Raw genomic sequence first — 25,632 nt, 5'->3', positions numbered from 1 at the left:
GTACTTCCCTCCGCGAATGTCCCCCGGGGCTTCGCCCCTCCTCCTTGATTTCGCTGCGGGAAGCACCCAGTGTCCTGGGCACAAGACATGCTGCTGGTGCTCGCCGATCAACGACCGCTGCGCATCACGCTCACGCCGATGGGGTGCCTTGCGCAGCGAAATCAAGGAGGAGGGCGAAGCCCGAGGGACATTCGCGGAGCAAGGTGCCCCGTCGGCGTGAGCGTCGCCCCGAAAAAAGTCAGAGCCGGAACGTCTGCAGATGCTCGATGCGCTCCGCGAGACCTTCCTGCCCCAGGTAATGCCCCTGCGTCCCATCGCGCATCTGCGCGAGGGTGGTTTCCAGTTCGACCAACATCGCATCGCGATCCGCCACGAAGGCCGGCGGCACGTCGATGCCGATCTGCGCGCAGGCGTCGGCGATCAGGTGCGCGCTGGCGGGCGCACCGCAGGCTGCGCACTTCACGATGGCCGCCACGGTCGGCTCGGCGCCGTTGTCCAGCAGGGCGCTCGTGAGTTCGGGCGAGATCTGACCGTCGATGTTGCGCAGCACGTCGGATGCCACCGGCGCGCCTGCGCGCACCAGCGCTGCCGCGGCGGCGAAGGCGCTGTGTCCCACGGCCACGTCGGTGGCGAGTGCACTGCCTTCATGCGGCCCTTCGAAGTTCAGGCCTGCGGCGGCAAGTTCGGCGACCAGCGCAGCGTCGTCGGTGGCAATCGCGTGGCGCAGTGCCGCGCGTGCGAGCGCCGGGTGATGGCGCAGCGTGCCGTCTGCAAGCGGGGTGCGCCAGTCGACGATGGCGCGGCAATAGAAGGTGACCAGCTTGTCCATCAGGTCGAGGTCCAGCCCGTAGCCTTCGTGGCGGTCGTCGAGGTAGGCGAGCAGCGCCTGCCCCGAGAAGTAGTCGCCCGTCGGTGCCAGCGGGTCTTCGTCGAGATGCAGCGCCGCGAAGGCACCGTACAGGTCGGCCGCGACGGGGCTCAGGCCGTCCTCGTGCAGCGCGTGCGTCCAGGCCGGCGGCAGGCCCTGCTTCCACGCGATGACCTGGCCGTGCGTGGCGCCGGGCTCGACCACCGCGTAGACGCGGTCGCAGTACTCGAAGCCGCCGAAGGGCAGGTGCGTGAGCTTGCCGCTCCAGGGCGTGCCGCTGTCTTCGGCCCCTTCCTCGGCGAGTTCCTGTTCGTGTTCGATCCAGCCCTGCAGGTCGCGGTAGCCGTCGCTCCCGTCCCAGAACAGCTCCGACCAGCTGACGCTCTCGACATTGCCGTTCATCGGCAACGCCAGGTCGTAGTCGAGGCGCCCGCCCGCCGTGTGCTGCCACAGCGCGACCAGCGCTTCGGGCAGCGGGCCGGCGCACAGGGCCTGCACCGCATCGATCTGCTGCTGCGGCATCGGCGGCTGCGCGTCGAAGATCACGCGGTCGGCGAACAGCACGACGCCATGTTCGCGCAGGGTGGAGAGCTCTTCGGCAGAGAACGAGGTGTTGTTGTTCATGGCGGCAGCCTCCGTGTTCTCCAAAATGTAGCGCTTTGCGCCGAGGGAGCAACCCTCGTTCGCCCGGGGCCACCGCGAGCCCCCGCATGTCGCGCTACAGATCGGTGCGCAACTTCCAGATCTCGGGGAACAGCACCACGTCGAGCATCTTGCGCAGGTAGCTCACACCGCCCGTGCCGCCGGTGCCGCGCTTGAAGCCGATCACGCGTTCGACCGTGGTCACGTGGCGGAAGCGCCAGAGGCGGAAGGCGTCTTCGAGGTCGGTGAGTTTTTCGCCGAGCTGGTACAGGTCCCAGTGGTCGTGCGGATTGCGATACACCGTGAGCCATGCGGCTTCGACGCCGTCGCTCGATTCGTAGGGCTGGGTCCAGTCGCGCTCCAGGCGGTCGGCGGGCACGGGCAGGCCGTGGCGCGCGAGCAGGCGCAGCGATTCGTCGTACAGCGAGGGCGCGCGGTAGGCCGCGTCCACCTGCGCGAGCAGGTCGGCGCGGTGGGCGTGGGGCTTGAGCATGGCGGCGTTCTTGTTGCCGAGCAGGAACTCGATGCAGCGGTACTGCGCGCTCTGGAAGCCGCTGGAGTTGGCGAGGTAGGGGCGCATGGCCGTGTACTCGGGCGGCGTCATGGTGGAGAGCACGGTCCATGCGCTCACCAGCTGTTCCATGATGCGGCTCACGCGCGCGAGCATCTTGAAGGCGTCAGGCAGGCGCTCTTGCGCGATGCACTGCACGGCGGCGTGCAGCTCGTGCAGCATGAGCTTCATCCAGAGCTCACTGGTCTGGTGCTGCACGATGAACAGCATCTCGTCGTGCGCGGGCGACAGCGGGTGCTGCGCGTTCAGGATCTCGTCGAGGTGCAGGTAGTCGCCGTAGCTCATGGACTTGCTGAAGTCCAGCTGCGCCTTCTCTTCGTGGACGATGGACTCGGGGGTCTTGTTGTTGTCGTTGTCGGTGCTCATGTCACTGCGTTCTTGCGGTTGAATTCGGCGCGTCGCCACTCGCCGGTCTCGAGCACCTGCACGAGGTGTTCGACCGAGTGCCACACGTCCTCGAAGCCGACATACAGCGGGGTGAAACCGAAGCGCAGGATATCGGGCATCTGCGAATCGCCGGCGCGGTAGTCGCCGATCACGCCGCGTGCGATCAGCGCCTGCACGATGGCGTAGGCGCCTTCCTCGCGGCTGAGGCACACCTGCGAGCCGCGCAGTGCGTGGTCGCGCGGCGTGACGAGCGACAGGCCCTGGCCGGCGCAGCGTTCTTCGACCAGGCGGATGAACAGGTCGGTGAGCGCGAGCGACTTGGTGCGCAGCGCGGCCATCGCACCGCCGGTGCCGTTGAAGGCTTCGGCGGCGAGCACGGTGTCGAGACCGCACTCGAGGCCGGCCAGCGCGATGACCGGTTGCGTGCCGCACAGGTAGCGGCCGACGCCTGGGGCAGGTCGGTAGTGCGGCGTGAACTCGAAGGGCGCCGCGTGACCCCACCAGCCCGACAGCGGCTGCTCGAACTGGCCCGCGTGCTTCGTGTTCACCCAGGCGAAGGCCGGGGCGCCGGGGCCGCCGTTGAGGTACTTGTAGCCGCAGCCGATCGCGTAGTCGGCGTTGCTGTCGTTGAGCGCCACGGGCACGGCGCCCGCGCTGTGCGCCAGGTCCCACACGGTGAGCGCGCCCGCGGCGTGCGCGGCGGCGGTGACGGCCTTCATGTCGTGCATGGCACCGGTGCGGTAGTTGACGTGCGTGAGCATCAGCACGGCGACCTCGTCGGTCAGTGCCGTGGCCAGTTCGCTCGCGTCGATGAGCTTCAGCGTGAAGCCGCGTTCACGGCACAGCGATTCGGCGATGTACAGGTCGGTGGGGAAGTTGCTGCGCTCGCTCACCACCAGCTTGCGGCCGCTCGCCTTCTGCTGCGAGAGCGCCGCGAACAGCACCTTGTAGAGATTGACGGAGGTGCTGTCGGTGCACACCACTTCGCCCGGCGCGGCGCCGATCAGGCGGGCCACCTTGTCGCCCAGGCGCTGCGGCAGATCGAACCAGCTCGCGGTGTTCCACGAGCGGATCAGGCCTTCGCCCCATTCCTTGGCCACCACGTCGGCGATGCGCGCGGGCGCGGCCTTGGGCAGTACGCCGAGCGAGTTGCCGTCGAGGTAGAGCACGCCCTCGGGCAGGGTGAATTGGTCGCGCAGGGCGCGCAGCGGGTCTTGCGCATCGAGGGCGCGGCAGTCGGCGAGGGTCGTCGTCATGGAAGGGAGGGTTTCAGCGGGGAAGTTCGCGCAGCACGGCGCGCACGGGGGAGGCATCGGCGCTTGTCAGCTTGAGCGGCAGCGCGATGAGTTCGTAGTCGCCCTCGGGCACGTCATCGAGCACGAGGTTCTCGAGCACGCGCAGGTCGAGGTGGCGGATGCGCTGGTGGCTGTCGAGCGTCTTGCTGTCGGCCGGGTCGATGCTGGCGGTGTCGATGCCGATGAGCTTCACGCCCATGGCGGCCAGGCGCTCGACGGTGGCGGGCGCGTAGGCCGCGAGCTGCGGGTCCCAGCGGTCGACGGGCATGGCCGGGTAGGTGCGCACGAGCACGCGCGGGGGCAGCGTGTCGTTCACGGCATGCGCGATGTGCTCCCAGGTGACCAGCGGGCCGCGGCCGATCGCGTGGATCACGCGGCAGGGGCCGAGGAAGGGCGTGAGGTCGACCTGGCCGATGGTCTGGCCCTCGGGGGCGTAGTGCAGCGGCGCGTCGGCATGGGTGCCCACGTGCGGCGACAGCGTGATCGCGCTCACGTTGACCGGGCAGCCGGGGCCGATGGTGGCGCACCACTGCTGCGAATACGGCGTGTCGCCCGGGAACACCGGGCTGCCGGCGTGCACGGGGGCGGAGATGTCCCAGAGTCGGAGCGGGGCGGTCATGGCGGGCGGCAGGGCGAAGGAAGAAAAGGGCAGTGTGGGCCGGTTGGTGTCGGTCCACAAGGGGCCGGCGGGTGCCGAATGCTATGCGCAGTGGCTGCCTCAAGTCGAGAAGTTATCCATCAATCATTGAAAGATTGAATAATCTATTCAATCGACAGGAAATGGAGAACAAATCATGCAAGCCGACCTCGACCGAACCGACCTCCAGCTGCTGCGCGCGCTGCAGGACAACGCCCGCCTGACCTCGGGCGAGCTGGCGCAGATGGCGCACCTGTCGCAGTCGCCGTGCTGGCGCCGGGTGAAGAAGCTGGAGGACGACGGCGTGATCGGCGGCTACCACGCGGGCCTGAACCGGCGCGCGCTGGGCTTCGGCGTGCTGGCCTTCGTGATGGTCGGCATCGACCACCAGACCGAGATCTCGTCGCGTGCCTTCGAGGACGCGGTGTGCGCGATTCCCGAGGTGGTGATGTTCCACGGCATCTCGGGGCCGGCGGATTTCATCCTCGTGGTGGTCGCGAAGGACCTCGATGCGTACTCCGACCTGCTGCAGCGCAAGCTGCATCGCCTGCCGGGCGTGCGGCACGTGCAGACGCATTTCTCGCTGCAGGAGTTCAAGGGGCAGCTCGGTGGTCTGCCGGTGCCCCTAGCCTGAGCGGTCAGTGCAACTCGTCTGACAGCAGGGGCAGCCCATGCCGCAGGCGCGCGCGCTGGCAGGCGTCGCTGCCGGCCTGCAGCTCGTGGCAGGGGTTGGGTCGCCATTCGTAGATGCCGCAGGCGACCGACTGGCCGATCTTGCCGGTGAGCGCGGCGCAACGCGGCGGCGTGTGGTCGGTGCCGCGCATGCGGCACAGGGCGTCGTTCACGTCGACCGCCAGACCCGAGGGCACTCGGCCCCCGTTGTCGTCGAGCTCGTGCACGCTGAAGTCGACGCGGTAGCTGGCGCAGCAGGCGCCGCAGGTCTGGCAGGGATTCATGAGGCGAGCAGCGCGGCGTCACGCACGCGCTGCAGCATGCGGCGGCGGATCAGCCCGCTCGCGGGGCGGATCAGCAGCCAGTAGGCGGTGAAGCGGCGCTGCGCGGCGGCATCGCCGCACCAGACCCGGGTGCGCGTGGTGAGGCGCGTGCCTGTGCCTTCGGGCTCGGCCGTGAAGTGGAGCACCAGCTTGGCCAGGCCCGTGGCATCGAGCGCGGCGAAGGCCGGGCCGTCGGCCAGCGGGACCAGGCCGTAGTCGAAGCGCCAGAAGCGGCCGGCCAGCCCGAAGGCCAGTTCGCGCTCGCCGTCGCGCCCCAGCGGCGTGAAGTCGGCAAAACCGAAGGCCTCGCGCTGGCGCAGCGTGGGGGCGGCCAGGCCGAGCCGGCTGGCCAACCGGTTCGGCAGTTCGCGCAGCGCGATCAGGCTGCGCGCCACGGGGTCGTCGGTGATCTCGGGGCGGGCCGCCACGTCGAGCACGCGTGCGGGCGACGCGGGCACATGGAGGCTGTGCGTCTCCGCGAACTGGTAGCGCGGCAGGTAGCGGTTCATCAGCTCCATGCGGCGCCTGGGTGGTTCAGCGGTTCGGTGTCTGTCAGAGCCTGCCGAGCAGCAGGAACTCCATCAGCGCTTTTTGCGCGTGCAGGCGGTTCTCGGCCTCGTCCCACACGACCGACTGCGGGCCGTCGATGACCTCGGCCTGCACTTCCTCGCCGCGGTGCGCGGGCAGGCAGTGCATGAAGAGGGCGTCGGTCTGGGCGATGCGCATCATGTCCTCGTCGACGCACCAGTCGGCGAAGGCCTTGCGGCGCGCCTCGTTCTCGGCTTCGTAGCCCATGCTGGTCCACACGTCGGTGGTGACGAGGTCGGCGCCGCGGCAGGCTTCCATCGGGTCCTGGAAGACCTTGTAGCTGTCGCCCGAGCGGATGCCGGCGATCGACTGGTCCACCTCGTAGCCGCTGGGCGTGCTCACGTGCACGGTGAAGCCCAGGATCTCGGCGGCCTGCAGCCAGGTGTTGGCCATGTTGTTGCCGTCGCCGACCCACGCCACCGTCTTGCCCTGGATCGAGCCGCGGTGCTCGATGTAGGTGAAGATGTCCGCCAGGATCTGGCAGGGGTGGAACTCGTTGGTCAGGCCGTTGATGACGGGCACGCGCGAGTGCGCGGCGAAGGCGTCGATCTTGGTTTGCTCGTAGGTGCGAATCATCACCAGGTCGACCATGCGGCTGATGACCTTGGCGCTGTCCTCGATGGGCTCGGCGCGGCCCAGCTGGCTGTCGCCCGTGGTCAGGTGCACCACGCTGCCGCCGAGCTGGTACATGCCGGCCTCGAAGCTCACGCGGGTGCGCGTGCTGGCCTTCTCGAAGATCATGGCCAGCGTGCGGTCCACCAGCGGCTGGTGCTTTTCATACGTCTTGAACTTCTTCTTGATGATCGCCATGCGATCGAAGAGGTAGACGTACTCATCGGCCGTGAGGTCCGAGAACTGCAGGTAGTGGCGCAGGGCGTTCGGTGCGGCGGCGGTCGTCATTGCGCAACAGGCTCCGAGAGGAAGGTTTTGACGATCGGCGCGAGGATCGCAACGATCTCGTCGGCTTCGGCAATGCTCAGGATGAGCGGCGGCACGAGGCGGATCACCTTGTCGGCCGTCACGCTCAGCAGCAGGCCGGCGTCGCAGGCGCGGTTCAGGATCACTCCGCAGGGACGGTCGAGCTCGATGCCCAGCATCAGGCCCTGGCCGCGGATCTCCTTGACGCCGGGCAGGCTGCCGATTTCGCGCTCCAGTGCGGCCTTCAGGTGCGCGCCCACGGTGGCGGCGTTCTCGAGCAGCTTGTGCTCTTCCATGATGCGGATGGTTTCCACACCGGCGCGCATGGCCAGCGGGTTGCCGCCGAAGGTGGTGCCGTGGTTGCCCGGCCCGAAGATGTTGGCGGCCTTGGGGCCGGCCACGACGGCGCCGATCGGCACGCCCGAGCCCAGGCCCTTGGCCAGCGGCATCACGTCGGGCTTGATGCCCGCCCACTGGTGGGCGAACCACTTGCCGGTGCGGCCCATGCCGCACTGCACTTCGTCGATCATCATGAGCCAGTCGCGCTCGTCGCACAGGGCGCGCACTTGCTTCAGATAGTCGACGCGCATCGGGTTGATGCCGCCTTCGCCCTGGATGGTTTCGAAGAACACGGCGACCACGTTGGGGTTGCCTTCGGTGGCCTTCTTCAGCGCCTCGATGTCGTTCAGCGGCACGCGGATGAAGCCTTCGACCAGCGGGCCGAAGCCGGCCTGCACCTTGGGGTTGCCGGTGGCCGACAGCGTGGCGATGCTGCGGCCGTGGAAGGCGGCTTCGTAGACGACGATCTCGGGGCGCTCGATGCCCTTGTCGTGGCCGTACTTGCGGGCCAGCTTCAGGGCCGCTTCGTTGGCTTCCAGGCCGGTGCAGCAGAAGAAGGCGTTGGTCAGGCCCGACAGCTCGGTGAGCTTGGTGGCGAGCTGTTCCTGGCCGGTCACGTGGTAGTAGTTGGAGCTGTGGATCAGCTTGGTCAGCTGGTCCTGCAGGGCGGGCACCAACTCGGGGTGGTTGTGGCCCAGCGTGTTGACGGCGATGCCGCCCAGGCCGTCGAGGTAGGCCTTGCCCGTGGTGTCCCAGACTCGGCAGCCCTGGCCGTGCGACAGCGCGATCGGCAGGCGACCGTAGGTGTTCATGACGTGGGGCGAGGTGGGTTGCTGGGCGGTGGCGCTCATTCGGTACTCCAGATAGGGAACACGAATTCTAGGCGTGCGATTTGACGGCTTCGTTGAGGATTCCGCATCACAGCAATGCCCCCCATTCAGGATGCAAAAAGGGCCCCGGATACAATCGCTTGCTGCACCGCAGCACCTGTTCCGGTCGCCTCACTTCACGATGATTTCCCCCAACGCCAAAGAAATCTTCATCCAGGGCATCACCCATGATGGCCGCACTTTTCGCCCCAGCGACTGGGCCGAACGCCTCGCCGGCGTCATGTGCTCCTTCCGCCCCGGCGGCGCCTACCCGGGCAGCCACCTGAGCTACTCGCCCTGGTGCATTCCCACGACCATCAACGGCGTGAAATGCGTGGTGGTGAACCGCGCCCTGCGCGACGCCGAGCCCATGGCCTGGGACTTCTGCGTGAACTTCGCGAAAGACAACAACCTCCAGGTGGCCGAGGCCTGCCTGGTGCCCGACCCGGCGGACACGCCGCCCCCTCCCAAAAAGACCTGACTTCCAGGTCTTTTTTTTAGGCTGCACGGGTTGCTCGCGCGTGGAGGCTTTTCGAGCGCCCATGAAAAAACCGCCCGAAGGCGGTTTTTCACTTTTGCTTGCTGCAGCGCACCCCGATCAAACGGCGGACCGGAGAATTCCGGTCCGGGCTTGCCTGACAGGTGTCAGGCGGCGGCCTTTTCAGGCGCCAGGGCGAGGGCCTTGACCTTGGCCGACAGGCGGCTCTTGTCGCGGGCGGCCTTGTTCTTGTGGAAGATGCCCTTGTCGGCGACGGTGTCGACGATGCTCTGGGCCTTCGCGAACAGTTCGCTTGCCTTGGTCTTGTCGCCAGCCAGAACAGCCTTTTCGACGTTCTTGACAGCGGTACGGTATTTGGAGCGCAGCGAGGTGTTCGCAGCGTTGAGCTTGACGTCCTGGCGGACGCGCTTGCGGCCCGACGCGAGGCGCGGGTTCTTCTTCTTGGGCTTGGCGGATGCCATATTTAGTGTTCCTTAGGTGTCTGAGGATGATGCAGCAAAGCCCTCCATTATAGGCCGGGTTCCGGTTTTTGCCGAATTGCCTGCTTTTGCCACCTTTCGCAGCCCTACACTCGCCCCCGTGTCCCTGTTCAAATCCGCCTCCACCGTCTCCCTGCTGACCCTCGCTTCGCGGATCACGGGCCTCGTGCGCGACGTGCTGTTTGCCTCGGTGTTCGGCGTCAGCGCGCTCACCGACGCCTTCAACGTCGCCTTTCGCATCCCCAACCTGTTTCGCCGCGTGTTCGGCGAGGGCGCCTTCAGCCAGGCCTTCGTGCCGGTGCTGGCCGCGCGCAAGACCGAGGCGGGGCAGGAGGGCGCCCGGGAGTTGGTCGACCACGTCGCCACGCTGCTGACCTGGGCCCTGGTGGTGCTGTGCGTGGCCGGCGTGGCCGGCGCGCCGCTGCTGGTCTGGGCCATGGCCAGCGGCCTGCAGGGCTTCGACGCCGCCGTGGTCATGACGCGCTGGATGTTCCCCTACATCGGCTTCATGTCGCTGGTGGCGCTGGCGGGCGGCATTCTCAACACCTGGCGCAAGTTCGCCGTGCCGGCGGCGTCGCCGGTGCTGCTCAACATCGCACTGATCCTGTCGATCTCCATCGGCGCGCCGCTGTTCCGTCGCTACGGCATCGAGCCGATCTACGCCCAGTGCGTGGGCGTGATGGTCGGCGGCGTGCTGCAGCTGGCCCTGCAGATCCCGGCGCTGCGCGCATTGGGGCTCATGCCGCGCATCGGCGCCAGCTTCAAGGCGCTGCGCGCCGCGTGGACTGATCCGACCACCCGCAAGGTCATGAAGCTCATGCTGCCGGCGCTGCTGGGCGTGAGCGTGGCGCAGATCTCGCTGCTCATCAACACGCAGATCGCCTCGCACCTGGCCACCGGCAGCGTGACCTGGGTCACCAACGCCGACCGGCTCATGGAATTTCCCACCGCCATGCTCGGCGTGGCGCTGGGCGTGGTGCTGATGCCGCAGCTCGCGGGCGCCCGCGCCGCCAAGGACGACGCGCGCTACTCCTCGCTGCTCGACTGGGGCCTGCGCCTCGTGGTGCTGCTGGCGGCGCCGTGCGCCGTGGCGCTGCTGCTGTTCGCCAAGCCGCTCGTGGCGGTGCTGTTCCACAACGGCGCCTACACCGGCGAGGACGTGGGCCGCACCACCGTGGCGCTCATGGGCTACGGCGTGGGGCTGGTCGGCCTCGTGGCCGTCAAGGTGCTCGCGCCCGGCTACTACGCCAAGCACGACACCCGCACGCCCATGCTGATCGCCGTGACGGTGCTGGTGTTCACGCAGGTGCTCAACTTCTTCCTGGTGCCGCTGCTGCAGCACGCGGCGCTGACGCTGACGATCGGCATCGGCGCGCTGGTCAACGCGCTGTGGCTGCTGATCGGCCTGATCCGGCGCGGCAGCTACATCCCCGAGCCCGGCTGGGGCAAGTTCGCGCTGCAGGTGCTGCTGGGCACCGTGGTGCTGGCGGCCCTGCTGGCCTGGGGCGCGCATTATTTCGACTGGGTCGGCCTGCGCGCGCAGCGCCTGCACCGCATCGGCCTTCTGGCCGCGCTCGTCGCCGGCGCCGCGCTGCTCTATTTCGCCGTGCTCACCGCCGCAGGCGTGCGTCTGCGCAGTTTCATGCGCCGCTGAAGCGCCGTTGGCGAGCCGGAAAACACTGCCTTGACGCTCCCTGCGGGCTCCTCTACAAAGCCATATGACGTTCAGCTACCAGGTTCCCACGGCACTGGAATATTTCGAGTCGCTGGTCGGCAGCGATGACCACTTTCCGCTGCTCGAAGCGGCCGCCAGCATCGCGCAGGACGAATACCCCGAACTCGACGTGCAGCAGGTGCTGGGCGACGTCGACCAGCTGCTCGCGCGCCTCAAGCGCCGCCTGCCGGCCGATGCCGCGCCGCTGGCCCGGCTGCGCGCGCTGAACCAGTTCTTCTTCAGCGACCTGAACTTCGGCGGCAACGTCAACGACTACTACGACCCCGACAACAGCTACCTGAACGCCGTGCTGCGCACCCGCCGCGGCATTCCGATCTCGCTGGCCGTGCTGTGGATGGAACTGGCCCAGGGCCTGGGCCTGCAGACGCGCGGCATCAGCTTTCCGGGACATTTCATGGTCAAGGTCACGCTGCCCAAGGGGCAGGTCGTGATCGACCCGTTCACCGGCAAGTCGCTCTCGCGCGAGGAGCTGGGCGAGCGGCTCGAACCCTACAAGCGCGGCAATGGGCTGGTCGGCGAATTCGACGTGCCGCTGGGCCTGTACCTGCAGCCCGCGAGCCCGCGTGAGATCATCGCGCGCATGCTGCGCAACCTGAAGGAAGTGCACCACGCGCAGGAAGACTGGCCGCGCTACATCGCGGTGCAGAACCGCCTCATTGCCCTCTTGCCCACCGCCTGGGGCGAGCACCGCGACCGCGGCGTGGCGCATGCCGAGCAGGGCCATGCGGCGCTGGCCGTGCGCGACCTCGAAACCTACCTCGCCAACGCCGAAGACGCGCTCGACATCGACGCGATCGCCGAGCGCGTGGCGCTGCTGCGGCGCCTGGCCAACTGACCAGCCCAACAGCCACAACGCCCATGACCGACACCCGTACCGGCGTGAGCGCGGCGCCCGACCTGGGCACGCTGCACGAATTCCACGGCGTGCAGCCGGTGCTGCCGGTGTCCGACGTCTCGCGCGCCGCGCGCTGGTTTTCCGAGGTGCTGGGTTTCGAGATCGACTTCATCGCCGGCGAGCCGCCCAGCTACGCCCGCGTGATGAAGGGCGATCGCAGCTATGGCGACCCCGTGTACCTGCGCCTGTGGCAGTGCGGCAGCCGCGAGGCCCGGCCCTGGCGCGGCGAAATCGTGATCCACGTTGGCAAGGACATCGACGGCCTGCATGCCGCCTATGTGAAGCGCGGCGTGACCATCATCGAGCCGCCCACGTCCCAGCCCTGGGGCCTGCGCGAATTCGCGATCCGCGAACCCGACGGCCACGTGCTGCGGTTTTGCGGCTATCTCTGAAACACAAAATTACAAACAGATCGATGCGGCCGTGTCGATCCGTGGCCCGCTCGCGCGACGTGTGAACAGGAGCACGCAGATTCCGGCGTCTCCCGATCCCCACCCACTTTCAGGAGAAGCGACATGCGATTCATGGTTCTGGTCAAGGCGAACAAGGATTCCGAAGCCGGCGTGATGCCGAGCACCGAGATCCTCACCGAGATGGGCCGGTTCAACGAGGAACTGGTCAAGGCCGGCGTGCTGCTGGCGGGCGAAGGGCTGCACCCCAGCTCCAAGGGCGCGCGTGTGCGCTGCGAAGGCAAGAAGCGCACCGTCATCGACGGCCCCTTCACCGAGACCAAGGAGCTGCTCGCGGGCTTCTGGCTGCTGCAGGTCAAGTCGAAGGAAGAGGCCATCGAGTGGATCAAGCGCAGCCCGTTCCAGGAAGGCGAGATCGAGATCCGCCAGGTCTTCGAAGCCACCGATTTCGGCGAGGCCATGACGCCCGAGCTGCTGGCCCAGGAAGACCGCCTGCGCGCCGAGTCGGCTGCCAAGGCCGGCCGCTGAACCTCATCCATTCCTCGAAGGAGAAACGATCATGCGATTCATGCTGCTGATGATTCCCCGCGGCTACGAAAACGCCGCGCCCGGCACCGTGCCCGACGACGTCGAACGCGTGGGGTCGATGATGGCCTTCAACGAGTCCCTGCAGAAGGCCGGCGTGCTGATCGGCTGCGAGGGCCTGCATCCGCCGTCGATGGGCGCGCGCGTGAGCTTTCCGGGCGGCAAGCCGAAGGTGGTCGACGGCCCCTTCGCCGAGGCCAAGGAAGTGCTGGGCGGCTACTGGCTGATCGACGTCGCCTCGCGCGCCGAGGCCATCGAATGGGCGAGCCGCTGCCCGGGCAGCGAGAACGAGGTCATCGAGATCCGCCAGGTGCAGGAGATGGAGGACTTCTCGCCCGAGGTGCAGGACGTTGCGAGCGAGTTCACGTCGATGCAGCAGACGCTCAAGAAGTGAAAGTGAGCGGGGCCTAGTCTTCCCGCACCAGCCGGATGCCCACCAGCGTGTAGCGCGTGTCCGGCGCATTCCAGTTGCGGTACGACGAGCGGGCATAGAAGGCCCAGGTGTGCCAGGAGCCCCCGCGGCGCACCCGCACGGTGCCCGTGGCCGGGCCCTGGGGGTCGTCGACCGGTGAGCGCGCGTAGTATTCGTCGCCATGCCAGTCGGCCACCCACTCCCACGCATTGCCGTGCATGTCGTAGAGGCCCCAGGCGTTCGGCGCGAAGCTGCCGACCGGGGCGGTGAAGGCAAAACCGTCGTCGCCCGCGAGCGCCATCGCGCGCCAGCGCGGCCAATGGGCGGCGCTGCGCGTGTCGAACACGTTGGCCCCGCGCAGCAGCGTGGCCGGATCGTCCCCCGTGCTGTAGCGGGTGCGCGTGCCGGCGCGGCAGGCGTACTCCCACTCGGCCTCGGTCGGCAGGCGGTAGTGCCGGCCCTCCGTCTTGCTCAGCCAGGCGGCCAGCGCCTGCGCGTCGTTCCAGCTCACGTTGACGACCGGGTGGTCGTCGCCCTGCGCGAAGCCCGGGTTGCGCCACGAGTAGCGCGGGTCGCGGCCTTCGAAGGCGTCGCCGCGCCGCGTGGTGGCGGGATCGTAGTCGGCGCGCCAGCCGTAGCCGCCGGTGCCGTCGGCCACCGATTCGGGCACGTGGCCCGAGGCCTCGAGAAAGCGCCGGAACTGGCCCACCGTCACCTCGTGCTGTCCCATCCAGAACGCCCGCGTGATGCGCACCTTGTGCACTGGCCCTTCGTCGGCCAGCTGGGTGAAGCGTTCCTTGGGCAGTTGGGGGTAGTCGCGTGCCAGCGCGTCGGGCGGCTCGTCGCTGCCCATGAGGAATTCGCCGGCCGGCAATCGCACGAAGGCCATGCCCAGGCTGTTGCGTTCCACGGCAAGGTCGTCCGCCCGCACGCCGCCGCAGGCGAGGCCGAACGCGAAACCCAGGCTCCACAAGACGAGGCGTGGTGTCATGGCCGCATGCTATCCGGCCTGCCGGGCCGGAGCGAGGCCGCATGAGCAGCGGACCAGACGCCGCCGCCATCCACCGCGCCATCGAGGCGGTCTGGCGCATCGAGTCCGCGAAGATCATCGCCGCGCTCGCGCGCAAGGTGCGCGACGTGGGCCTGGCCGAGGAGCTGGCGCAGGACGCGCTGGTGGCCGCGCTCGAGCAGTGGCCCGTCGACGGCGTGCCCGACAACCCTGCCGCCTGGCTCACGCAGGTGGCCAAGCACCGCGCCCTCGACCGCCTGCGCCATGTGCAGCTGGCCGAGCGCAAGGCGCCCGAGATCGGCCGCGAGCTCGACGCGCTGCACGCCATGGCCCAGGCCGATTTCGCGCAGGCGGTCGATGCGGCGCTCGACGACGACATCGGCGACGACCTGCTGCGCCTGGTGTTCACCGCCTGCCACCCGGTGCTCTCGACCGAGGCGCGCGTGGCGCTCACCCTGCGGCTGATGGGCGGCCTCACGACCGACGAGATCGCGCGCGCCGTTCTCGTGCCCGAGGCCACCGTGGCGCAGCGCATCGTGCGCGCCAAGCGCACGCTGGCCGAGGCGCGCGTGCCCTTCGAGGTGCCGCGCCGCCACGAGCTCGACGCCCGGCTGGCCTCGGTGCTCGAGGTGCTCTACCTGATCTTCAACGAAGGCTACTCGGCCACCGCCGGCGGCGACTGGATGCGCCCCGCGCTGTGCGACGAGGCGCTGCGCCTGGGCCGCATCGTGGCCGAGCTGGTGCCCGGCGAATCCGAGGTGCACGGGCTGGTCGCGCTGATGGAAATCCAGGCCTCGCGCACCGCCGCGCGCGTGGGCGCCTCGGGCGAACCGGTGCTGCTGCTTGACCAGAACCGCGCACGCTGGGACCCGATGCTGATCCGCCGCGGCCTGGCGGCGCTGGCGCGCGCCGAAGCGCTGGGCGGCGCGCTCGGCCCCTACGCGCTGCAGGCCGCCATCGCCGCCTGCCACGCCCGCGCGCGCACCGCGGGCGAGACCGACTGGGCCCGCATCGCGGCGCTGTACGACGCGCTGGCCGCGCTGTCGCCGTCGCCCATCGTCGAGCTGAACCGCGCGGTCGCGCTGTCGATGGCCTTCGGGCCGGCGGCCGGGCTGGAGGTGGTCGATGCGCTGCAGGACGAGCCCGCGCTGAAGGGCTACCACCTGCTGCCGACCGTGCGCGGCGACCTGCTCTTCAAGCTGGGCCGCCGCGACGAGGCGCGCCGGGAGTTCCAGCGCGCCGCCTCGCTCACGCGCAACACGCGCGAGCAGGCGCTGCTGCGGGCGCGCGCCGAGGCCTGCGGCGACAAGCCTTAGCGGACGGGCGCCGACGTGCCCGCGGAAGGCGAGCCCGGCAACCCGAACTGGTGCCACGCGCGGCGCAGCTGCGTGTCCGAGCCGAAGCCCGACAGCTCGGCCGCCCGCGTCACGCTGGCACCCGAGGCCAGCGCCAGTTGCGCGGCGGCCAGCCGCAGCCGGCGCAGGTAGGCCAGCGGCGCCACGCCCGCGTGCTCGACGAACAGCCGCGTCAGGTGCCGCGCCGAGGTGTGGGCGACCTCGGCCATGCGCGGCACGCTCCAGTCGGCCTGCGGTTGTTCGCTGACCGCGTCCTGCACCCGGTGCAGCGCCGCGTGCAGGTGGTTGCGGTAGGCGAGAAAGGGCGACAGCTCCGGGTCGTGCGGGCCGCGCCGCAGCGCGACCACCATCGTCTGCGCGACCTGGGCCGCCAGCGCCTCGCCGCAGGTGTCGGCGATGCGGTGCAGCATCAGGTCGATGCCCGTCGTGACGCCCGCGCTGCTGTAGACCGGCGGGTCGATCACGAACACCCGGTTGCTCACCACCTCGCAGCGCGGCTCCACGATGCGCAGTTCGTCCAGGTGATGGTGGTGCGTGGTGACGCGCCGGCCCGCGAGCGCGCCCGCGTGCGCCGCGAGCAGGGCGCCCGCGCAGACCGTGACCAGCTCGACACCGCCGCGCGTGAAGCGCTGGCCGCGCAACCAGTGCAGCAGGTCCTGCGCCTCGGGGGTGTCGGTCGCAATGGTGTCGCCCGGCAGGCCGACCAGCACCACCCAGCCCGGGCCGTCCCACTGCGTCGGCAGCGGCGACAGCCCCGACAGCGCGACGCCGACGGAGCCCATGACGGTCGGGCGCGGCCCGGCGAATTCGATGACGAAGCGCTCGGGCTGGCCTGCCGCGCGCAGCCGCTGGTTGGCGATGCGCAGCGCCTCGGCCGGCCCGGCCCAGTCGAGCACCAGGCTGTCGGGCAGGAGCACGAAGACTACGCGGACAGGGGCTCGTTGCGGGTCCATGCGTAGTCCATCTGGCGCGCGGTGCGCTCGGCCAGGTCGCGTCCGGCCAGGCGCTCGACCAGGTGCAGGCTCATGTCGATGCCCGCGCTGATGCCGGCCGAGCTGACGATGCGGCCGGTGTCGACCCAGCGCACGCCTTCGCGCACGTCGAGCTGCGGAAATTGGGCGCGCAGATCGGCGAGGTCTTCCCAGTGCGTGGTGACCGCCTCGCGCGTCACGACGCCGCTTTGCGCCAGCAGGAAGACGCCGGTGCAGACCGAGGCGACGAGCTGCGCGCTGGCCGCGCAGCGGGCGATCCAGCGCAGGGTGTCGGGGCTCGCCATCGGCGCATCGACCACGCCGCCGGGGACGACCAGCACGTCTGCGGTGGCGGCGGCATCGGCCAGCGTGTGGTCGGCGAGCAGCCGCAGACCGGCGCGCGCCTGCACCGGTTCCCCGGCGCGGGTGTGGGCGACCGAGGCCACCTCGAACGGCGCGGGCGCACCCGGCTGCAGGCGCTGGTGGACGCGGGCAGCGGTGGTGAAGACCTCGAAGGGGCCGGCGAAATCGAGCGCCTCGACGCCGTCGTAGGCCAGGATGCGCACGCGCAGCGGGGTCATTGAAATACCTCCGTGCTTCGCACTTCGGTGCGAGCTTGCTTGGGGCGGCCCGGCGCGGCGCTCATGCGGTCGCGCCTTCCGTGGCATGCGCCAACGCCTGCGCCACGCTGCAGACCGTGGCGAAGCGCCCGTCCAGCACGGTCGCGGTGCGCGCCTTGATGTCGGCGGCCGACAGGGGGCGGCCGTCGGGCTGCACCATGTCGAAGGTGAGGGTGGCGTCGGTCACGTAGTCGACCTCCCAGCCCAGGTCCGAGGCGTGACGCGTGGTGGTTTCGCAGCATTGCTCGGTGCGGATGCCGCTCACGATCAGGCGGCGGATGCCGTGCTGCGTGAGCCATACGTCGAGCCCGCTGTTGACCAGCGCGCTGTGGCGGTGCTTGGTGAAGGTGGCGGCCGCCTCGAAAGGCGCGAGGCCCTCGATCGGGCGCACGTGGCCCGATTCGAGCGCGAAGGGGTTGGCCGGGGATGGCGGCGCATCGACGTGGAAGACGCGCACCACCGGCAGTCCGGCCGCCACGGCGCCGGCGATCAGCGCGTTCTGGGCCTCGAGGTAGGGCGCGAGCAGGGCGGCGTTCCAGTAGGGGCGGTGGCGGAACGATTCCTGGGCGTCGATCACAATCAGACAGGTGGTCATGGCGGTGGCGGGCAAGGCAAAGTGGATGATGCCGCCTATTCTTGGGCGCCGCCAGCGCTTCGTCCGCGCCGATGCGGACCGGAACCGATCAGATCAGGACATTGCCCGGTCGCTAGACCAGGCCGCCTGCGTGCAGTTCTTTTTTCAGGTACGCGTAGTACAGCGGCGCCGCCACCAGCCCGGCGGGGCCGAACACCGCCTCGGCCACGAACATCACCGACAGCAGTTCCCACACACGCATCTGCGTGCGCGCGCCGACCACCTTGGCGTTGATGACGTACTCGGCCTTGTGGATCAGGATCAGGAAGCCCAGGCAGGCCGCGGCCGTGACCGGCGACACCGACAGCGCCACCAGCGTGATCACCGAGTTGCAGACCAGGTTGCCCACGATCGGCACCAGTCCGGCCACGAAGGTCAGCGTGATGAGCGCGGGCGTGTAGGGCAGCTCGAGGCCCCACAGCGGCATCAGGAACAACAGGAAGATCGCGGTCAGCAGCGTGTTGAAGGCGGCGATCCAGAACTGCGCCGCGACGATCTGGCCGAAGGCCTCGCCGAAGGTGGTGATGCGCAGGAACATCTGCTGCGCCAGCGGCCGGCGTTGGGCCGGCGCCGGCGCCACGGCGGCCAGCGCGCCGATGATCAGGCCCACGTAGGCGAACAGCAGCCCGCCCAGCCAGGCGCGCCCGGCCATGGCGAGCGAGCCGGCCTGCGTGCGCAGGTAGTTGGCGACGATGCGCTGCACCTCGGCCGCGCCCTCGGGCAGGTAGACGGCGATGTCGGGCGGCAGCTTGGAGCGCAGTTCGAGCACTGTGCGGGCCGTGTAGTCGAGCAGTTCGCGGTACTGGTCGGGCGCATCGAGCACGTACTCGCGCGCCTGCGAGAACCCCAGCGTGACCAGGCCGATCGGGCCCAGCAGCACCAGCGTGACCGCCACCACCCGGGCCAGGCTGCCGGCGGCGGAGCGCAGGGGCTTCAGGCGCGACAGCCAGCCGCCCAGCAGTCGGGCGAACCAGCGTGCGACCAGGAAGCCGATGCACACGCACAGCAGCCCCGGCAGCAGGTGCTGCCACATCACGAGCATCAGCCCCGCGAGCATCAGCAGGTAGCTGGCCAGTACCACGTGGCGGGAGGCGGCGGCCGGGGGCGGGGCGGCGAGGGTGGCGTCGGGCAGCGGCGTGGCCATCCGGGGAGCGGGGCGTGCGGTGAGAAAAAGAAAAAAGAACGGGCGCGCGATCAGGCGACGACCACGGCCGCGCCGTCGCCGCGCTCGGCGATCACGCCGATCTCATGCACCGATTCACCGGCGGCGCGCAGCGTGGCGGCGCAGGCGGCGGCTTCGGCCGCGTCGATCACCACGACCATGCCGATGCCGTTGTTGAAGGTGCGGTTCATCTCGATGTCGTCGATGCCGGCCACCCTCTGCAGCCAGGCGAAGAGCTCGGTCTGCGGCCAGCTGCCCTTCTTCAGGTGGGCGGCGGTGCCTTCGGGCAGCACGCGCGGGATGTTCTCGAGCAGGCCGCCACCGGTGATGTGGGCCAGGGCCTTGATCGGGTGCTTGCCCAGCGCTTCGAGCACGGGCTTGACGTACAGGTGGGTGGGCTCCATCACGGCTTCGCGGAAGGGCTTGCCGTCCAGGGTGGCGGGCAGGTCGGCACCGGCGCGCTCGATCACCTTGCGCACGAGGCTGAAACCGTTGGAATGCACGCCGGCCGAGGCCAGGCCCAGCACCACGTCGCCGGGCTTGACGTTCTGGCCCGTGAGGATCTTCGACTTTTCGACCGCGCCGACCGCAAAACCGGCCAGGTCGTACTCGCCGGCCGGGTACATGCCGGGCATTTCGGCGGTTTCGCCGCCGATGAGGGCGCAACCCGAGATTTCGCAGCCGCGGGCGATGCCGCCGACCACGGCCGCGGCCGTGTCCACGTCGAGCTTGCCGCAGGCGAAGTAATCCAGGAAGAACAGGGGTTCGGCGCCCTGCACCAGCACGTCGTTGACGCTCATGGCCACGAGGTCGATGCCGACCGTGTCGTGCATGTTCCATTCGAAAGCCAGCTTGAGCTTGGTGCCCACGCCGTCGGTGCCGCTCACCAGCACGGGTTCCTTGTAGCGCTTGGGCACTTCGAACAGCGCGCCGAAGCCGCCGATGCCGGCCAGCACGCCTTCGCGCATGGTTTTCTTCGCCAGTGGCTTGATGCGGTCGACCAGGGCGTCGCCTGCGTCGATATCGACACCGGCGTCCTTGTAGCTGAGCGGGGTGGGCGTGGAGGAGGTCATGGGCGGGCGGTGTCGAGAAGAAGGAGCGAAAAGGTTCGCGAAGCGGCGAGGAAGGGCGGGCAGGGGAGGCGCCGGCGACCGAGGCGGCCGGGCCGATAGAATTCCTCACGATTTTAAGGGCCCTCCGGGCCCCCTCCATGAACCTTCCCGGGATGAAACAGCTCGCGCTCGATATCGGCATTGCGACGGGCCCCAGCTTCGACGCCTTTTTTGCCGGCCCCAACGAGGCGGCGCTGCGACACCTGCAAGTGTGGGTCGGCGGCGCCGATGGCAGCCCCGCGCTGCACTCGCCGGTGCCGACCTACCTCTGGGGCGACAGCGGCAGTGGCAAGACCCACCTGCTCGAATCCGTGCGTGTCGCACTGGCCGAGCAGGGCGCCAGCGTGGGCTGGCTGCACGCCGGCCTGCTGGAGCCGCCCGAGTTCGACGAGCGCTGGGGCGCCGTCCTGCTCGACGACGTCCACCTCTACACCGCGGTGCAGCAGCACGCGGCCTTCAACTGGTTCGTCAACGCCCAGACCCTGCAGCGCGGCGTGGTCGCCGCCGGCGCCTTGCCGCCGGCCGACCTGCCGCTGCGCGAAGACCTGCGCACCCGCCTCGGCTGGGGCCATGTCTTCCACCTGCAGGTGCTGAGCGAAAGCGAACGCCGCGCGGTGCTGCGCCAGGCGGCCGACGCGCGCGGCGTGATGCTGTCCGACGACGTGCTCGACTTCATGCTGCACCGCTTCAGCCGCGACCTGGGCAGCCTGATGGAGCTGCTGTCGCAGCTGGACGGCTACGCCCTGCAGACCCAACGCGCGATCACCATTCCGCTGATCCGCTCCATGCTCGAAAACGAATAGACAGATAAGAAGAAGCGCCTGCTCCTCCTCGAAAAACAACCAATGATCAAGAAATTCATCGACAAGCTGCTCGGCAAGTCCGCCGGCGGCACGCAGGGCAAGAGCCGCTTCGGCAAGCGCCAGGAGGTGCCGGCAGAGGTTCACAAGATCGATCCCGCCCTGGTCGACGAACGCGCGAAGAACGTGGTCACCACGCTGCAGCAGGCCGGCTACGAGGCCTACGTGGTGGGCGGCGCGGTGCGCGACCTGCTGCTGGGCCTGCGTCCGAAGGACTTCGACGTGGCCACCAACGCCACGCCCGAGCAGGTCAAGTCGCTGTTCCGCCGCGCCTTCATCATCGGCCGGCGCTTTCGCATCGTGCACGTGGTGTACGGCCGCGGCCGCGAGCACGAGGTGATCGAGGTTTCGACCTTCCGCGCCTACATGGACAGCGCCGCCGCCGAGCAGGTGGCCGGCAACGAGCGCACCAGCAAGGGCGAACTCGCGAGCATGAAGCACGCCGTGGACGCCAGCGGCCGCGTGCTGCGCGACAACGTCTGGGGCCCGCAGGAAGAAGACGCGGCGCGCCGCGACTTCACCGTCAACGCCATGTACTACGACCCGGCCAACCAGGTGGTGGTCGACTATCACAACGGCATCAAGGACGCCCAGAAGCTCACGCTGCGCATGATCGGCGACCCGGTCACGCGCTACCGCGAAGACCCGGTGCGCATCATTCGCGCGATCCGCTTCTCGGCCAAGCTCGCTGCGCTCGGTTTCAAGATGGAAGCCAAGACCGCCGCGCCGCTCATCGAATCGAGCAAGCTGCTGGCCGACGTGCCGCAAAGCCGCATGTTCGACGAGATGCTCAAGCTGTTGCAGACCGGTCACGCCATCGCGACGGTGGAGCAGCTGCGCAAGCTGGGGCTCGCCACCGGCATCTATCCGCTGCTCGACGTGGTGGTGGAGCGCGCCGACCAGCCCTTCGTGAAGGCCGCCCTGCAGGACACCGACCGCCGCGTGGGCGAAGGCAAGCCCGTGGCGCCCAGCTTCCTGCTGGCTTGCGTGCTGTGGGCCGACGTGCGCGACGGCTGGGCCCAGCGCCAGGAAGGCCGCCATGGCCAGCGCCCGCAGCCGCCGTTCCCGGCGCTGCAGGACGCCATCGACGACGTGTTCAATTCGCGCATCGGCGATGTGTCCGGCCGCGGCAAGCTGGCCGCCGACATGCGCGAGATCTGGATGATGCAGCCGCGCTTCGACAAGCGCACCGGCTCCACGCCCTACAGCCTGGTCGAGCAGGCGCGCTTCCGCGCCGCCTTCGACTTCATGCGCCTGCGTGCCGACGTGGGCGAGGTCGGTGAAGCCATCGCCGAGTGGTGGCAAGAGTTCAGCACCGCCGACGACCTGCGCCGCCAGGACCTCCTCGAACAGGTGCGCGAAGAACAGAAGGTGCGCCAGCGCGTGCGCCTGCGCGATCCGGCCGCTGCGCCCAAGCCGCGCAGCGAGCAGCCGGCGCGCCAGAAACAGGCCGCCGCCGGATCGGACGATGGCGACGGCCCCGACATCGAGGCCGACGCCGTGCCGCCGGACGGCGAAGCCGCCGCGCCGCGCAAGCGCAAGCGCCGGCGCAAGCCGCGCCCCGTGGGCGGCGGTAGCGGTGGTGGTGGCAGCGAGGGCGGCGGGAGCGCCGCAGGCGAATGAGCGCGCCCGACAAGCCGAAGGACGGCAAGAAGAGCGCCCCGGCTGCCAAGTCCGTCAAGGGGGGCAAGCCCGCGCCGCGCGCCGCAGGCAAGCCGTCATCGGCCGGCAGCAAGAGCGGCCCGCCCGCACGCCGCGCGCCTTCGCGTCCACGCGGTCCGCGCGAGGACTACCCGACCGTGCAGGCCTTCGTCGCCATCGGCGCCAACCTGGGCGATGCCGAGGCGACCGTGAAGGAGGCCATGGCCGCCATCGGTGCGCTGCAGCGCACGCAGGTCACGGCCCGCTCGTCGCTCTACCGCAGCGCGCCGGTCGATGCCGAAGGCCCCGACTTCATCAACGCCGTGGTGGCCGTGCGCACCGGGCTGGACGCGGAGCAGCTGCTCATCGCGCTGCAGCGCCTGGAAACGCTGGCCGGCCGCGAGCGGCCCTTTCCCAATGCGCCGCGCACGCTCGATCTCGACCTGCTGATGCACGGCAACTCGGTGATCGAAAGCCCCACGCTGACCCTGCCGCACCCGCGCATGCGCGGGCGCGCCTTCGTGCTCAAGCCGCTGGCCGAGATCGCACCCGACAAGGTGCCACGCGCCGCGCTGGCGCGCGTGACCGGCCAGGTCATCCAGAAAATCCGCTGACCCTCGGGGGCCGCCGGCATGCGGCCGCAACTGCCCGATCTCGCCGGCGTTGCCGCGTGCATGCGGCTGGTCGTGGCACTGCAGCTGCCGGCCTGAGCGAGCCGGTCAAGCCGGGGCCGGAAGGTCGGCCCGACCGGTCGTTCCGGTCGCGCCCGTTAAACTCGGGAAGTTTTCACGAAGGCGTCATGAAATTGTGATTGGCGCGTCCCAGGAGTTTTTTCCATGTTCGGCAAGCTGCTGCCCCGAGAGGGCAATTTTTTTGAAATGTTCAACCAGCATGCCGAGCGCATCGTGGAGGCGGCGCGTGCGTTCGAGCAGCTCGTCACCCACTATGCGGACGTGCACCTGCGCGAACAGTACAACCGCGACGTCGACAACGCCGAGCGCGCCGCAGACCGCGTGACGCACGACGTCAACCGCCTGATCCACAAGACCTTCATCACGCCCATCGACCGCGAGCAGATCCACAAGCTCATCAACACGATGGACGACGTGGCCGACCTGATCCAGGATTCGGCCGAGACCATGGCGCTGTACGACGTGCGCCACATGACCGACGAGATCGTGCGCCTCACGGCCCTGAGCGTGAAGTGCTGCGACCGCCTCAAGGACGCCGTGAAGTACCTCGGCAAGATCGCCGACCCGGCCGTGGCCGAGGCCACGCTCAAGACCTGCGAGGAAATCGACCGCCTCGAATCCGACGCCGACCGCGTGATGCGCAGCGCCATGAGCAAGCTGTTCCGCGAGGAGCCGGACGTGCGCGAGGTCATCAAGCTCAAGGCGATCTACGAGCTGCTCGAGACGATCACCGACAAGTGCGAGGACGTGGCCAACGTGATCGAGGGCATCGTCCTCGAGAATTCCTGAGCGGGTAGCAGCCGATGACAACGGTGCAGGTCGCCCTCTGGGTGGTGGTGGTGCTGGTCGCGCTCGCGATCCTGTTCGACTTCATGAACGGCTTCCACGATGCCGCCAATTCGATCGCGACGGTGGTGTCCACCGGCGTGCTCAAGCCGGGGCAGGCCGTGGTGTTCGCGGCTTTCTTCAACCTGATCGCGATCTTCGTCTTTCACCTGAGCGTGGCGGCCACCGTGGGCAAGGGCATCGCCCAGCCCGGGGTGGTCGACGTGCACGTGGTGTTCGGGGCGCTCATCGGCGCCATCAGCTGGAACCTCGTCACCTGGTACTACGGCATCCCGAGCAGCTCGTCGCACGCACTGATCGGCGGCATCGTGGGCGCCGTGATCGCCAAGACCGGCACCAGCGGCCTCGTGGCCTCCGGCATCTGGAAGACCGTGGCCTTCATCTTCGTGTCGCCGCTGCTGGGCTTCCTGCTGGGCTCGCTGATGATGATCGTGGTGGCCTGGGGCTTCCGACGTGCCACGCCCTCTCGGGTGGACCGGTGGTTCCGGCGATTGCAGCTGGTCTCGGCCGGTGCCTACAGCCTGGGCCACGGCGGCAACGACGCGCAGAAGACCATCGGCATCATCTGGATGCTGCTGATCGCCACCGGCTACGCCTCGGCCAGCGACGCGGTGCCGCCGACCTGGGTCATCGTGAGCTGCTACGCCGCCATTGCGCTGGGCACCATGTTCGGCGGCTGGCGCATCGTGAAGACCATGGGCCAGAAGATCACCAAGCTCAAGCCCGTGGGCGGCTTCTGCGCCGAGACCGGCGGGGCGCTGACCCTGTTCCTGGCCACCGCGCTGGGCATTCCGGTGTCGACCACTCACACCATCACGGGCGCCATCGTCGGCGTCGGTGCCACGCAGCGCGCCAGCGCGGTGCGCTGGGGCGTGGCGGGGAACATCGTCTGGGCCTGGGTCCTGACCATTCCCGCCTCGGCCTTTGTGGCGGCGATGGCTTACTGGTTCAGCTGGCAGATCTTCTGAAGCACTGAAGCGTCTTGAATCGGGGACCAGAACCGTGCTCGTCAGAGAAACGGTGCTGGTTTGGAGCAGGGCGGGGTGCTGCGGAGGGATTGGGGACCATGAAGACGGGTTATTGGCCCTTCATGTCCTTCCCATACACCGATCACATCCGTTGCCCTCGTTGCCGGTTTGGCAGATCGTAGGCACGATGGCAAGCCGTCTATGCCTGACGGTCTTGGTGCTGCTGCGCAAACAGCTCACGGATTGATTCCATCGGTGCACGCTTGACCTGCTTCGATGACTTCTGATCGGTCGCCATCGCTCCCGGTGGCTTCACATGCGCTCTGTACTCGATCAGGACGACATGCTCCTGTTTGGCGTTGTCGAAGCCTTGCTGGACCACCTTGACGGTCGATCTCGTTCGTTGGGTGAAGCCGAATATCGTGTCCAGTAGCGCTCGTAGTCGGTTCCAGGGTGTGGTGTTCTCATTCATGTCGTATCGCCTCCTGGCTGTATTTATCGACATGACCAGCGTGGATTGACCGACGACCATCACCGAGAGTCGGCCCAGTCACGAGCCGATCCGTCACCCCCCGCAAATTCCGTCGCTTCCCAAGCCCAGATCATGAGCTTTGAGAGAAGCGACGCTGACATGACAT

General features: G+C 68.9%; 29 protein-coding genes. 13 read left to right on the top strand and 16 right to left on the bottom strand.

The window, feature by feature from the left end; translation table 11 throughout:
- Window positions 1–238 precede the first annotated feature (238 nt).
- The 4 genes from AC07SQ_RS26885 to kynB all read right to left on the bottom strand — a co-directional run bounded on the left by AC07SQ_RS26885 (window position 239) and on the right by kynB (window position 4,382).
- Window positions 239–1,492, bottom strand: a complete 1,254-nt coding sequence (locus AC07SQ_RS26885; RefSeq protein ID WP_495271865.1) for an SMI1/KNR4 family protein — start codon at window positions 1,490–1,492, stop codon at window positions 239–241.
- Window positions 1,493–1,586: 94 nt separating this feature from the next.
- Entirely contained in the window at window positions 1,587–2,447 is an 861-nt protein-coding gene (gene kynA, locus AC07SQ_RS26880) for a tryptophan 2,3-dioxygenase (protein WP_095746431.1), read from the bottom strand.
- Window positions 2,444–3,724, bottom strand: a complete 1,281-nt coding sequence (gene kynU / locus AC07SQ_RS26875; protein ID WP_495271864.1) for a kynureninase — start codon at window positions 3,722–3,724, stop codon at window positions 2,444–2,446. Before kynU ends, kynA begins: the two co-directional genes overlap by 4 nt.
- A 13-nt stretch (window positions 3,725–3,737) precedes the next feature.
- Window positions 3,738–4,382: an arylformamidase gene (kynB, locus tag AC07SQ_RS26870; RefSeq protein WP_159273237.1), complete on the bottom strand. Its 645-nt coding sequence runs from the start codon at window positions 4,380–4,382 to the stop codon at window positions 3,738–3,740.
- Window positions 4,383–4,557: 175 nt separating this feature from the next.
- Here kynB and AC07SQ_RS26865 point away from each other — a divergent pair, with 175 nt between their 5' ends.
- The gene (locus AC07SQ_RS26865) at window positions 4,558–5,034 is read left to right on the top strand and encodes an Lrp/AsnC family transcriptional regulator (protein WP_492728299.1); all 477 of its coding nucleotides are present in this window, start codon (window positions 4,558–4,560) and stop codon (window positions 5,032–5,034) included.
- A 4-nt stretch (window positions 5,035–5,038) separates the two neighbouring features.
- On the opposite strand, the gene AC07SQ_RS26860 is transcribed toward AC07SQ_RS26865, so the two are convergent.
- From AC07SQ_RS26860 to AC07SQ_RS26845, 4 genes are read right to left on the bottom strand one after another with little or no spacing between them, the layout of a single operon-like run.
- Complete coding sequence (locus tag AC07SQ_RS26860; RefSeq protein WP_495271863.1) at window positions 5,039–5,356, bottom strand: YkgJ family cysteine cluster protein; 318 nt, start codon at window positions 5,354–5,356, stop codon at window positions 5,039–5,041.
- On the bottom strand, window positions 5,353–5,913 hold the full coding sequence (locus AC07SQ_RS26855) for a DUF2867 domain-containing protein (RefSeq protein WP_159275676.1): 561 nt from the start codon (window positions 5,911–5,913) through the stop codon (window positions 5,353–5,355). Before AC07SQ_RS26855 ends, AC07SQ_RS26860 begins: the two co-directional genes overlap by 4 nt.
- 34 nt (window positions 5,914–5,947) lie before the next feature.
- Window positions 5,948–6,883, bottom strand: coding sequence for an ornithine carbamoyltransferase (gene argF / locus AC07SQ_RS26850; RefSeq protein WP_139706507.1), 936 nt, complete (start codon window positions 6,881–6,883; stop codon window positions 5,948–5,950).
- The gene (locus tag AC07SQ_RS26845) at window positions 6,880–8,091 is read right to left on the bottom strand and encodes an aspartate aminotransferase family protein (protein WP_495271862.1); all 1,212 of its coding nucleotides are present in this window, start codon (window positions 8,089–8,091) and stop codon (window positions 6,880–6,882) included. Before AC07SQ_RS26845 ends, argF begins: the two co-directional genes overlap by 4 nt.
- A 160-nt stretch (window positions 8,092–8,251) precedes the next feature.
- Here AC07SQ_RS26845 and AC07SQ_RS26840 point away from each other — a divergent pair, with 160 nt between their 5' ends.
- Window positions 8,252–8,590: a DUF3579 domain-containing protein gene (locus AC07SQ_RS26840; protein ID WP_062477206.1), complete on the top strand. Its 339-nt coding sequence runs from the start codon at window positions 8,252–8,254 to the stop codon at window positions 8,588–8,590.
- 164 nt (window positions 8,591–8,754) lie between these two features.
- Here the strand turns inward: AC07SQ_RS26840 and rpsT are convergent, their stop codons facing one another.
- Window positions 8,755–9,069 carry a 30S ribosomal protein S20 gene (gene rpsT / locus AC07SQ_RS26835; protein ID WP_056571937.1) on the bottom strand — a complete coding sequence of 105 codons (315 nt, stop codon included), beginning with the start codon at window positions 9,067–9,069 and terminating at the stop codon, window positions 8,755–8,757.
- 118 nt (window positions 9,070–9,187) lie between these two features.
- On the opposite strand from rpsT, the gene murJ reads away from it, so the two are divergent.
- From murJ to AC07SQ_RS26810, 5 genes are all read left to right on the top strand, one after another.
- Window positions 9,188–10,741, top strand: coding sequence for a murein biosynthesis integral membrane protein MurJ (gene murJ / locus AC07SQ_RS26830; RefSeq protein WP_495271861.1), 1,554 nt, complete (start codon window positions 9,188–9,190; stop codon window positions 10,739–10,741).
- A gap of 64 nt (window positions 10,742–10,805) precedes the next feature.
- Entirely contained in the window at window positions 10,806–11,657 is an 852-nt protein-coding gene (locus AC07SQ_RS26825; protein WP_062477211.1) for a SirB1 family protein, read from the top strand.
- Between the two features lie 23 nt (window positions 11,658–11,680).
- Complete coding sequence (locus tag AC07SQ_RS26820; protein WP_056571928.1) at window positions 11,681–12,109, top strand: bleomycin resistance protein; 429 nt, start codon at window positions 11,681–11,683, stop codon at window positions 12,107–12,109.
- Window positions 12,110–12,232: 123 nt separating this feature from the next.
- The gene (locus tag AC07SQ_RS26815) at window positions 12,233–12,655 is read left to right on the top strand and encodes a YciI family protein (protein WP_307586760.1); all 423 of its coding nucleotides are present in this window, start codon (window positions 12,233–12,235) and stop codon (window positions 12,653–12,655) included.
- 31 nt (window positions 12,656–12,686) lie between these two features.
- The gene (locus tag AC07SQ_RS26810) at window positions 12,687–13,106 is read left to right on the top strand and encodes a YciI family protein (RefSeq protein WP_495271860.1); all 420 of its coding nucleotides are present in this window, start codon (window positions 12,687–12,689) and stop codon (window positions 13,104–13,106) included.
- A gap of 13 nt (window positions 13,107–13,119) precedes the next feature.
- Here the strand turns inward: AC07SQ_RS26810 and AC07SQ_RS26805 are convergent, their stop codons facing one another.
- Window positions 13,120–14,013 (bottom strand): formylglycine-generating enzyme family protein, encoded by an 894-nt coding sequence (locus AC07SQ_RS26805; RefSeq protein ID WP_495271916.1) that lies wholly within the window; start codon window positions 14,011–14,013, stop codon window positions 13,120–13,122.
- Window positions 14,014–14,156: 143 nt separating this feature from the next.
- Here AC07SQ_RS26805 and AC07SQ_RS26800 point away from each other — a divergent pair, with 143 nt between their 5' ends.
- Window positions 14,157–15,449 (top strand): RNA polymerase sigma factor, encoded by a 1,293-nt coding sequence (locus AC07SQ_RS26800; protein WP_495271859.1) that lies wholly within the window; start codon window positions 14,157–14,159, stop codon window positions 15,447–15,449.
- On the opposite strand, the gene AC07SQ_RS26795 is transcribed toward AC07SQ_RS26800, so the two are convergent.
- The 5 genes from AC07SQ_RS26795 to purM form a co-directional block, all read right to left on the bottom strand.
- Window positions 15,446–16,441 (bottom strand): GlxA family transcriptional regulator, encoded by a 996-nt coding sequence (locus AC07SQ_RS26795; RefSeq protein WP_495271858.1) that lies wholly within the window; start codon window positions 16,439–16,441, stop codon window positions 15,446–15,448. The genes AC07SQ_RS26800 and AC07SQ_RS26795 overlap by 4 nt on opposite strands.
- Complete coding sequence (locus AC07SQ_RS26790; RefSeq protein WP_495271857.1) at window positions 16,411–17,040, bottom strand: DJ-1/PfpI family protein; 630 nt, start codon at window positions 17,038–17,040, stop codon at window positions 16,411–16,413. Before AC07SQ_RS26790 ends, AC07SQ_RS26795 begins: the two co-directional genes overlap by 31 nt.
- A gap of 61 nt (window positions 17,041–17,101) precedes the next feature.
- Window positions 17,102–17,674: an isochorismatase family protein gene (locus tag AC07SQ_RS26785; protein ID WP_495271856.1), complete on the bottom strand. Its 573-nt coding sequence runs from the start codon at window positions 17,672–17,674 to the stop codon at window positions 17,102–17,104.
- A 112-nt stretch (window positions 17,675–17,786) separates the two neighbouring features.
- A complete protein-coding gene (locus AC07SQ_RS26780; RefSeq protein ID WP_369646131.1) occupies window positions 17,787–18,857 on the bottom strand; it encodes an AI-2E family transporter in 1,071 nt (356 codons plus the stop codon).
- A gap of 50 nt (window positions 18,858–18,907) precedes the next feature.
- Entirely contained in the window at window positions 18,908–19,948 is a 1,041-nt protein-coding gene (gene purM, locus AC07SQ_RS26775) for a phosphoribosylformylglycinamidine cyclo-ligase (RefSeq protein ID WP_495271855.1), read from the bottom strand.
- A 152-nt stretch (window positions 19,949–20,100) separates the two neighbouring features.
- Here purM and hda point away from each other — a divergent pair, with 152 nt between their 5' ends.
- The 5 genes from hda to AC07SQ_RS26750 all read left to right on the top strand — a co-directional run bounded on the left by hda (window position 20,101) and on the right by AC07SQ_RS26750 (window position 24,994).
- On the top strand, window positions 20,101–20,790 hold the full coding sequence (gene hda / locus AC07SQ_RS26770) for a DnaA regulatory inactivator Hda (RefSeq protein WP_056571899.1): 690 nt from the start codon (window positions 20,101–20,103) through the stop codon (window positions 20,788–20,790).
- Between the two features lie 42 nt (window positions 20,791–20,832).
- Window positions 20,833–22,470 (top strand): polynucleotide adenylyltransferase PcnB, encoded by a 1,638-nt coding sequence (pcnB, locus tag AC07SQ_RS26765; protein WP_492728281.1) that lies wholly within the window; start codon window positions 20,833–20,835, stop codon window positions 22,468–22,470.
- Window positions 22,467–23,102, top strand: coding sequence for a 2-amino-4-hydroxy-6-hydroxymethyldihydropteridine diphosphokinase (gene folK, locus AC07SQ_RS26760; protein ID WP_495271854.1), 636 nt, complete (start codon window positions 22,467–22,469; stop codon window positions 23,100–23,102). The genes pcnB and folK overlap by 4 nt, the downstream gene beginning before the upstream one ends.
- Before the next feature lie 222 nt (window positions 23,103–23,324).
- Window positions 23,325–23,969 (top strand): DUF47 domain-containing protein, encoded by a 645-nt coding sequence (locus AC07SQ_RS26755; protein WP_056571891.1) that lies wholly within the window; start codon window positions 23,325–23,327, stop codon window positions 23,967–23,969.
- A gap of 14 nt (window positions 23,970–23,983) precedes the next feature.
- Window positions 23,984–24,994 (top strand): inorganic phosphate transporter, encoded by a 1,011-nt coding sequence (locus AC07SQ_RS26750; RefSeq protein WP_062475084.1) that lies wholly within the window; start codon window positions 23,984–23,986, stop codon window positions 24,992–24,994.
- Window positions 24,995–25,193: 199 nt separating this feature from the next.
- On the opposite strand, the gene AC07SQ_RS26745 is transcribed toward AC07SQ_RS26750, so the two are convergent.
- The gene (locus tag AC07SQ_RS26745) at window positions 25,194–25,466 is read right to left on the bottom strand and encodes a hypothetical protein (RefSeq protein WP_495271853.1); all 273 of its coding nucleotides are present in this window, start codon (window positions 25,464–25,466) and stop codon (window positions 25,194–25,196) included.
- Window positions 25,467–25,632 lie beyond the last annotated feature (166 nt).

The sequence above is a fragment of the Variovorax sp. GW821-FHT06D12 genome, assembly GCF_059419205.1.
The sequence above is the reverse complement of the archived record's forward strand: the minus strand, read 5'-3'. Positions and strand labels throughout refer to the sequence as shown.